Annotated in this window: 6 protein-coding genes; 4 read left to right on the forward strand and 2 right to left on the reverse strand. The window is 54.8% G+C overall.

Annotated features, from left to right (window positions below):
* On the forward strand, positions 1–3,235 hold a 3,235-nt coding region (locus lacNas_RS08320), incomplete at its 5' end, for a glycosyl hydrolase 53 family protein (protein WP_244661447.1).
* A 450-nt stretch (positions 3,236–3,685) separates the two neighbouring features.
* On the opposite strand, the gene lacNas_RS14290 is transcribed toward lacNas_RS08320, so the two are convergent.
* A complete protein-coding gene (locus tag lacNas_RS14290; RefSeq protein ID WP_307865707.1) occupies positions 3,686–4,603 on the reverse strand; it encodes an SLAP domain-containing protein in 918 nt (305 codons plus the stop codon).
* Complete coding sequence (locus lacNas_RS14295; protein WP_244660687.1) at positions 4,600–4,893, reverse strand: hypothetical protein; 294 nt, start codon at positions 4,891–4,893, stop codon at positions 4,600–4,602. Before lacNas_RS14295 ends, lacNas_RS14290 begins: the two co-directional genes overlap by 4 nt.
* Positions 4,894–5,106: 213 nt before the next feature.
* On the opposite strand from lacNas_RS14295, the gene lacNas_RS08330 reads away from it, so the two are divergent.
* The 3 genes from lacNas_RS08330 to pyrR form a co-directional block, all read left to right on the forward strand.
* On the forward strand, positions 5,107–5,385 hold the full coding sequence (locus lacNas_RS08330) for a hypothetical protein (protein ID WP_201331066.1): 279 nt from the start codon (positions 5,107–5,109) through the stop codon (positions 5,383–5,385).
* Between the two features lie 68 nt (positions 5,386–5,453).
* The gene (locus lacNas_RS08335) at positions 5,454–8,306 is read left to right on the forward strand and encodes a hypothetical protein (RefSeq protein WP_201331067.1); all 2,853 of its coding nucleotides are present in this window, start codon (positions 5,454–5,456) and stop codon (positions 8,304–8,306) included.
* Between the two features lie 91 nt (positions 8,307–8,397).
* Positions 8,398–8,911 (forward strand): bifunctional pyr operon transcriptional regulator/uracil phosphoribosyltransferase PyrR (gene pyrR, locus lacNas_RS08340; RefSeq protein ID WP_201346773.1); only part of this gene is annotated, 514 nt, incomplete at its 3' end.

Below are 8,911 nucleotides of genomic sequence, written 5' to 3' on the forward strand. Positions count from 1 at the left end.
CACTGCAGCTGCTAAGCCTAGTGCCAGCACTGCGGCTGCCAAAACTGCCAGCGCAAGCAAGGCCGTCAAAGCCACCAAGGCGCCGGCGCTGCAAAGCGCCCAGAAGGCAGTCACGGCCACGGCTCAGCCAACCAAGAACGCCTTCAAGACGACCAACGGCCAAACCTACTACTATGACGCAAACGGCCAGGTCGTCAAGAACCAGTTCGTCACGGTTAACGGCAAGCAGTATTACGCTGAAGCCACTGGCAAAATCGCCAAAAACACCAGCAAGACCTTGAACGGGATCAAAGTATCCCTTGACAATACCGGCGCTGTCAAGGACGGGCTGGACCATGCCCAGCTGCTGCGCGACCAGACGGAATTTCTGACAGCGGTCAAGCTGAACAAAGGGGTCAAGTACGACTGGACCGAATCCAAGAACGGCTACCAGGAATCAGCTGTTCACGAAATGGCCCAGTTATTGGCCCAAGGCAGCGTCAAGGAAGACAGTTCGGTTATTGCTTCCTTGATGGAAAAGAACAGCTCAATGCAGGGCAAAGTGCTTGCAAGCTTAAAGGCTGACGTTTCGAAAAACAATGAAACTGCCGCCCAATTCGTCAAGGACCTGGTCAGCAAGCTGGGTTCGGCTGACGCTGCAGGAAGCATCGTCGGGGCCGGCTATTACAACGGAACTTTGGCCGGCTTGATCTACAAGGTTGAATCCGTGACCCAGCCAGCGCAGGCTTCATCAACCCTTGCCCCGTCTGTGACTAAGGTTTACGGCCAAGACAAGGTCAGCGTCAAGGACGGCTTGAAGGACGGGCAGGCATTCACGGCTGATGAAAGCAAGCAGCTGCTGGCCAATATCTCTTCATCATTGCTGACCGGCCCGGCTGGAACCGAAATCAGCCAGGACGTGCTGCAGGCGATTGAAGCCGGAATCGGCGGCGATGACACGGCCTATGTCGGCACGAGCAACTATACGGATGCGGCTGGCAAGACCTACCATTACGCCTACTGGCTTGAAGGAACGGACAGTGCTTCCAAGCTGGCCAACTTCTTGGCCCTCAACAAGGGCGTCAAGTACGGGGAAAGCATCAAGGCCAACTTTACCGCGACCTTGACTGAAGGATCCGGCAACAACAGCGACGCGGTCAATGAAACGCCAACCAGCAAAAAGACGGCTGACGAAATCACCGCGGCTTACCAGAACGGGACTGAAACCGGCTTGAAGTATGAAAGCGTCAAGGTGGAGAAGATCCCTGGCATGAGCGACGACATGGCCCGCGGGGTGGACGTGTCAACCTACCAGGCCATGCTCAAGGCCGGCGTGAAGTATTATGACTTCAGCGGCAAAGAAGCCGACCTTTTCGACGTCTTGAAAGAAGCTGGCGTCAACTGGGTCCGCCTGCGCCTTTGGAACAACCCTTACAATGCTGACGGCAACGGCTACGGCGGCGGGAACACCGACGAGGAGGGCCTGATCAAGACGGCCCTGCAGGCCAAGAAGTACGGGATGAAGGTCCTTTTGGACTTCCACTACTCCGACTTCTGGGCCGACCCGGCCAAGCAGCTTTTGCCTAAGGCCTGGGAGAACCTGTCCAAGGCTGAACTGAACGAGTCAATCTCCCTGTACACCAGCAAGGTCTTGACTGACATGGCCAAGGCCGGCGTGGCTCCGTCAATGGTCCAGATCGGCAACGAAATCACCAAGGGCTGCTTTGGCTACGATGCCGACCAGCTGACCAGCGGCAACTGGACCACTTTCTGGCAAAGCAACTATGGCACGACGGTTGCCAGCTACCTGGCAACCGCGGCCAAGGCTGTCAGAAGTGCTGACAAGGATGCCAAGATCGCTGTCCAGTTTGAAACGCCAGATGTCGACCGCTACCGGATGATCATGACCGTCTTGAAGAACAACGGCGTTGACTACGACTACCTGGGGACTTCTTACTACCCGTTCTGGGGCAGCTCCAACAACAACCCGGACAACCTGTTAAAGGTCCAAGAGATGGCCCAGAAGGAATTCGGCAAGCGGCTGGTGGTCATGGAAACCAGCTGGCTGAACAACGTCAATGACTCAGACGGCACCGGCAACAACATCGGCTATGCTCCAAGCGACTACGCGGTTGGCCCGCAAGGGCAGGTCGATGAACTGACTGCCCTTTACAAGTCCCTGGTCCAGGGCGGCGGCGTGGGCGCCTTCTACTGGGAACCAGCCCAGATCGCGGTCAGAGCCGGCTGGAACAGCTGGAACTACAACAAGCAGCTGGCCAATGTCTACGGGACCGGCTGGGCTTCCAAGTACGCTATCGGCTATGCGCCTGACAACGAAATGTACTACAACGGCAAGGAAACCTGGGGCGGATCAACCTGGGACAACATGGGCCTCTTTGATGACCACGGCTACCCGCTGCAGTCGCTGATGGTCTACAAGGGCATGATGGAAGGCTATACTTCTCCGGAAAACACCGCTTCAGCCGTAACGACCAAGATCAGTGCCGTTTACGGGACTGACGGCGTAACTCTGCCAGCTGAGAATGCTTTGTCTGCTGGACAAAGCGTGCAGCTGGATGACTACTTGAGCCAGGCAGCTGCCGTTTACCTGAACGGGACCAAGGGCACCGCGATCAGCGAAGGCTCTTTGAAGGCCCTCTTCAGCGGCCTCAGCGGCCAGAGCGATGCCATCAAGAGCGCCCAGTTTACTGATGCAGACGGCAACAAGTACCACTGGGAATACTGGCTTGAAGGCGACAGTAACGAGGACAAGCTGGCCAACTTCCTCAAGGCCAACAGCGGCGCTAAATACGGGGATGCCTTGACTGCCAACTACACCGCGACCCTGGTCAAGGACAAGCAGGATTCTGTTTCCGCGACTTCCAGTGCCCAGCCAAGCCTGACCCAGGTCTGGGGGCTTGACGGCGTCACGATCGACAAGCCGCTGGCCGCTGGTTCTGCCCTGCCGGAGGCCGACGTTACGACGATTAACAGCCTGCTGGCAAGCAGCTTGACTGGAGAAAAGGGAGAGGCAATTCCAGCCTCAGCCTGGGACAAGGTCAAGAGTGCCCTGGCCGCCGGCGTCAACGGCAACGATGTCTTTACGGTAACTTTTGACAGCGGGAGCAAGTCAACTTACCGCTATGTCTACTATCTTGACACGACTGACCTGGCAGACCTGAACAAGGACGCCAAGTACGGTGACCCGGTCAAGCTGAACCTTACCGCTTCATTGAAGTGGATCCAGAACCTTTAAAAAAGAAACACGACAGCAAGAAAGCTCTAGCCTAGGCTAGAGCTTTTTGTCGTTGAGATGGAGGTTATTGATATGAAATATGAAATTAAATGTGAAATTAAATGTAATGCTGGCCAGCGCGGGCGCGCCAGCAGATTAATGGATTTTTGGGGAAAAGGGAAGTCGCAATCAGTTACGCCGCTGGCGGACGGGGATCGTTGCTAGCCGCCGGCGGGAGCGCTTGTAGCCGAGCAGTGCCAGAAGCGCCAAAGCAATCGTGACAATTTGAGTAAACAGTTTCAGCATAATTTCTGCCTCCTTTGCTTAACAACAAGTTCTCTTGAACTTGTACTGTAAGAATAGCGGTCAGTCGTGTTCATTTGATGAACATGCTGCTAAGAAAAGCTGTGGAAAAAATAAAGAAAAACTAAAAACAAAAACTCCTGCCATTTCAGGCAGGAGTTTGTTGGATTAACGGAAGTTGGACTTGACAGCGTATTGACCGACAGCAATGATGTAGTATTTCTTGCCGTTGATCGTTACGGCACTGCCGTAAGTCTTGTGCTGGCTGTTCTTCTTCAGAACGTACTTCTTGTAGCGAACGGCCTTGCCCTTGGACTTCTTGTAAACGTAAGCGTTCTTCTTCAAAGTCCGTTTAGTCCCGTCAACGTTGGAAGCAACGATGAACTTGTTTTGGCCGACCTGGTAGTACTTGCGCTTGTTCAAGCTGGTGCTTCCGAAGGTCAGGACCTTCTTGCCTTCGCCATATGAAGTGCTGGTCTTCTTAAGGTCCTTGCTGTAGACAACAGCGCCGTGCTTCAAGGTGATGTAGTGACCGTCAGCGCTCAGGGCCTTGATGTACTTGTTGGTCCCCAGCTTGTAGTACTTTTCGCCGCCCAAGATAGCGTAGGCATAAGCGTAAACCTTCTTGCCCTTCTTGTAGCTGGTCTTGGTCTTCTTGAGGTCCTTGGTGTAGACGGCGGCGCTGTTCTTCAAAGTGATCCAGCTGCCATCAACGTTGGAAGCCTTGATGTACTTGGACGCGGTCTTGGAAACCTTGTAGTACTTGACGCTGCCCCGGGTCAAAACGCCGTAGGTGGTAATGGTCTTGCCAGCCTTGATGGACTTGTCCTTGGTCTTTGCGCCGCTGCGATTGTAAACGGCTGAGTTCTTCTTGACCAGCTTCTTGGCAGTGGCGGAAGTTTCAGTGACCGTCAGGTATGCTGAGTCCGGCAGGGCGCCGAAAACGACGTCGGCCGTAAACTTCTGGCCGTTGACCGTGAGTGAAGCAGTCTTTGAGCTGGTTTGGTAGGCGCTGGCAGCGAAGGTGTAGGTTACGCTGCCGTCTTTAGCCTTGCTGGTCTTGGCAGTCTGGCCGTTGATCGTCAGGCTGCTGTAAACCGGGCTGTCCTTGCTGAGCGTGAAGGATACTGCGGAGTCTTCTTGCTCTTGATCGTTACCTTGGCTGCAGCTGCCGTTAAAAAGCTGGCTTCAGTGGAGTAGACGTTGCTGCCGCTGTCGTAGAAAGCAGCAGAGACGGTATAGCTGCCGTCCTTGTATTCCTTGCTGGTCTTAACCGCGGTTGCAGCTTGCGCCTGGCCGGCGGCTTGTGGGAGCAGAGTCAAGCTGGCCGTGGCCAATGACAAAGCAGTCACAACAGATTTAGTAATTTTCTTCATTTTGCCTCCTAAGAATTCCTAGAATATTCTTTACACACTAATTAATTATCTTACTTATTTTCACAAAAAACAATAGAGCGCTTACCAAATTGTCAGCAGCAGAGGCGATTAATTGAGTCAGCCTGGAAAAGGTGCTAAAATCAAGCTAGAAAGTGAATAGCAACATAAGAATTCAGTGATCAGCCGATCAGAATTCCGAAAGGGGGCATGGCAATGACGAAGAGTCAAGCCAACAAGGCGTACCGAAAGGCCCGGCGGAGCAGGCTGCTGGCTTGTCCCAGCGGCAAGCGGCCGTTTAAGACGAAGTTTGACGCCGATCTGTTTCTCTATCAAGAAGAAGTGACCGTTCACCTTCGTGAAATCAACCATGAGCACTGGCGGCCGATGCCGATTCGGGCTTATCGTTGTCCTTATTGCGGAAATTATCATGTAACCTCGATGCCGCTGGAGCGCTATGAGCAGCTGCACGGCAAAACACGTGAGCGGACCTAAGGGCCCGCTTTTTTCTTTGCATTTGCTAAAATAGAATTTAAGTTAACCAGAAGAAGGGACGGAAAAACATGAGCCGACTCAACGCTTATTTTTACGATATCGAATCTTTAACCAACGCCTTTACCCTGTCCTGCTACCGGCCAGATGACCAGCGGGTCGACATCTATTATATAGTCGACGATCCCGCCCTTAACGACGGCGACAGCCTGGACTTTAAGAAAGCGGCTGCCAAGCAGATCAGGGAGAAAAACCAGAATTTTAAAGGGGAGATCTACTACTTCAACCTGCGTTCAGCTCCTGCCGCCGCCCGCCTGGCCCAGACCTTCGGCTTGTCGGATGCCCAGTACGTCAACGATCCCCAGGCGCCATCGTCTTTTCCGGACCAGTTCCGTCCGGTCTGCGACACTGATGAAGACTACCAGGAAGCAGCGGCTCCTTACTTGATGGGCTACAACTCCAGCAATTATGACTTGACCATGCTGGCTTACTACTTCACCCGCTCCTGGCAGCCCGGCCCCAGCGGCAAGCGGGACCAGTTTGAAGCCGTCACGGCCAGGGAGATGCGGGAATTTAACGACGAGCTTTTCAGCCGCTATATCGGCAACATGCGCCTGCGCCTTTGGCAGGACAAGACGATGGGTCTCGTTGCCAAAAATTTCCAGATGAGCGGCCGGCACCTTGACGTGGCCCAGCTCAATGAACGGCAAAGACGGGTGGGGCTCAAGCGCCTTTTGGGCCTCTTGGGCTGGCAGATCCTGGAAAGCGACAAGCTCAAGCCTGGCCAGGACTACTTGTCCAGCGCTGAAGAACTGGCTGACCTGATCGCCTACAATGTCTCTGACGTGGTCAATCTGAAGGAGCTGTTCTGCCACCCTTACTACCAGGGCCAGTTCATCTTGAAAAAAGGCCTGCTGGCCCGGTATCCGGACCTGGTCTACCAAGAAGACGGGCAGAGCTACAAGCCCAAAATCGGTCCGGAATTCGTCAGAAAAGACCGCTTGACCATTGATTCGACTTCAGCCAATTTTGCCCGCCGGACCCTGTGCCCTTACGGGCGCTTAAAAGACGACCGGGCAGTTTCCTTTCTTTATCCGGCAGCCAGCGTGGCAGAAAAGACCGGGGAAAAGCAGCGGGACATCCTGGAAGAAAGCCGGGACTTTTTCTACAAGCTTTTCCCAGATGAACGACTGCGGCGGAAGTTTGACCGGGTGTATGACTACTACAAGCAGTTTGCCGGCAAGAACTTCAACCCTTCCAAGGAATACCAGGAAGACTACGGGGATGAGGCCCTGCCGGTCAGCGACTTGAGCGAGATGGAGAACACGGACACCAACCTGTTCTACTATCAAAAGGACGGCCAGCCCTCGACCTGCTACATTACTTTTTCCGTCGGCGGTCTGCACGGGTCTGAATACAACCGGGAGCTCTTTTTAAAAGACCATGCCCTCTGGGAGAAAAAGCAGGCCGACCTGGCCTACGTGCAAAAGCTCTATCCGGATCCCCTCGACTTGCGCAAGGCCCGGGAAGTCACCCTGCCAGACGGGCGGGTGGAGAAGTACCAGACCTTCCTGACGGCCAAGGCCACCATCAAGCTGATGGAGCAGACCGATCCGGCCGACCGCGGCCAGTTCTGGCGTGATTTCAGCCAGGATGAGCCAACCGTCTTCAAAAAGCAGGGCAGCCGGGTCAGACTGGACGACCGCTATGCCTACACATCCAGCGACCTGACCAACCACGAGGACTTTACCTCTTATTATCCAAACATGCTGCGGCGCTTGAACGCTTTTTACAATGACCGCCTGGGGGAAGACCGCTACACGGCGATTTTTGAAAGAAAGCAGGAATTGGACCAGAAGCGCTCAGACCCTAAATACAGTTCAGAAGAGCGGCGGATGTTCAACATCGAAAGAGAAGGAACCAAGCTGATCCTGAACTCAGCTACCGGGGCCGCCGACCCTAGAGAGGGGCAGGTACCGTCTTCCATCAGAATGAACAACCGGATCCGGTCCATGCGGATCATCGGCCAGCTGTTCACTTATATGATCGGGCAGGCGCAGACCTACGCCGGGGCCCGGATCGTGTCGACCAATACTGATGGGCTTTACTCGGTCCTGGACGCGGACTTGAACCGGCAGATCCTGGCCAAGGAAGCAGCCGAAATCGGGGTGGAAATCGTTCCTGAAGAACTCTACCTGCTTTCCAAAGACTCCAACAACCGTCTGGAGGCCAGTCCCGACTTAAAGCAGGTCCTGTCTGCCTCAGGCAGCCTGGCCTGCCGGAAAGACACCAGCCCGACCAAGTCCCTGGCCCACCCGGCCATCATCGATTGGGCCTTCAGCCGCTATCTGCTGGAAAAAAGAAGCGACCTGACGGCGCCCTTTGACTGGCAGGCCGGCCGGCAGATTCTGGAAGAAGCCAAGACGGCTTTTCCTGACCCGGCCCACCGGCTCAGAATGTTTCAAAACGTGCTCTCGGCCAACCACAGCCGGGAGCGGGCCAACTGTATTTTTGGCCTGGGGGATGCCGGCCAGCTCTTGATCCTGCAGCGCTACAACCGGGTCTTCATCTATCAAGACGGCCTTTCAAAGACCGTGCACCTGTATTCAGCCGCTGCCAAAAAGCTGACCCCGGCCATGCTGAACAAGAGAAAGCGGAGCGGGGAAGCCGTGATTCAGCACGACCAGCAGGCTTTGGAAGTCCTTAGAGCCAACGGCCTGGGCAAGCTGTCTAAGGGGCGGGAAGCCACTGTTCAAAAGATTCCCAACCTGTCGCCGGACTGGTCCATGCACGTGGAGAACCGGGCCATCAACCTGCTGGCCCCAGAAGAACAGGAAGCCATCCTTGAATCGCTTGACTATGACAAGTATCTGGACCTGATCGCCAGCGCTTATGAAAAGAACTGGCGGAATTTGACGGAATAGGATCCGATCTTATAAAATGGTTAGCGATGCTTAACGGAGCTAAAAAAATAGCATACTGACTTAAAGAAGAGAATAAAAAAGAGGAATAAAAATGAGCAAACAAATCATGGATGAGGCCGGGATCCGCCGGGCTCTGACCAGAATGAGCTATGAAATCGTGGAACGCAACCAGGGGACCGAAAACTTGGTTTTGATCGGGATCAAGACCAGAGGCTGGTACCTGGCCCAAAGAATCGGCGACCGCCTGGCCAAGATCGAAGACCGCAAGCTGCCGGTCCTGTCCCTGGACATCTCCGCCTACCGCGACGACCTCAGCCAGGAAGAAAAAGCCAAGGCCATTGCCAGCTTTGACACTTCCTTTGACTTGACGGGCAAGACGGTCATTTTGGTTGACGACGTCCTGTACACTGGCCGGACGATCCGGGCGGCGCTTGACGCCATCATGGACCAGGGGCGGCCGAGCAAGATTGCCCTGGCGGTCTTGATTGACCGCGGCCACCGGGAGCTGCCGATCCGGCCGGACTTTATCGGCAAGAACATCCCGACCTCTGCCAAAGAAGACGTGCAGGTCCGGGTCAGCGAAATCGACGGCGCTGACGCGGTGC

Source organism: Lactobacillus nasalidis, from assembly GCF_016587775.1.
Lineage (GTDB): Bacteria > Bacillota > Bacilli > Lactobacillales > Lactobacillaceae > Lactobacillus > Lactobacillus nasalidis.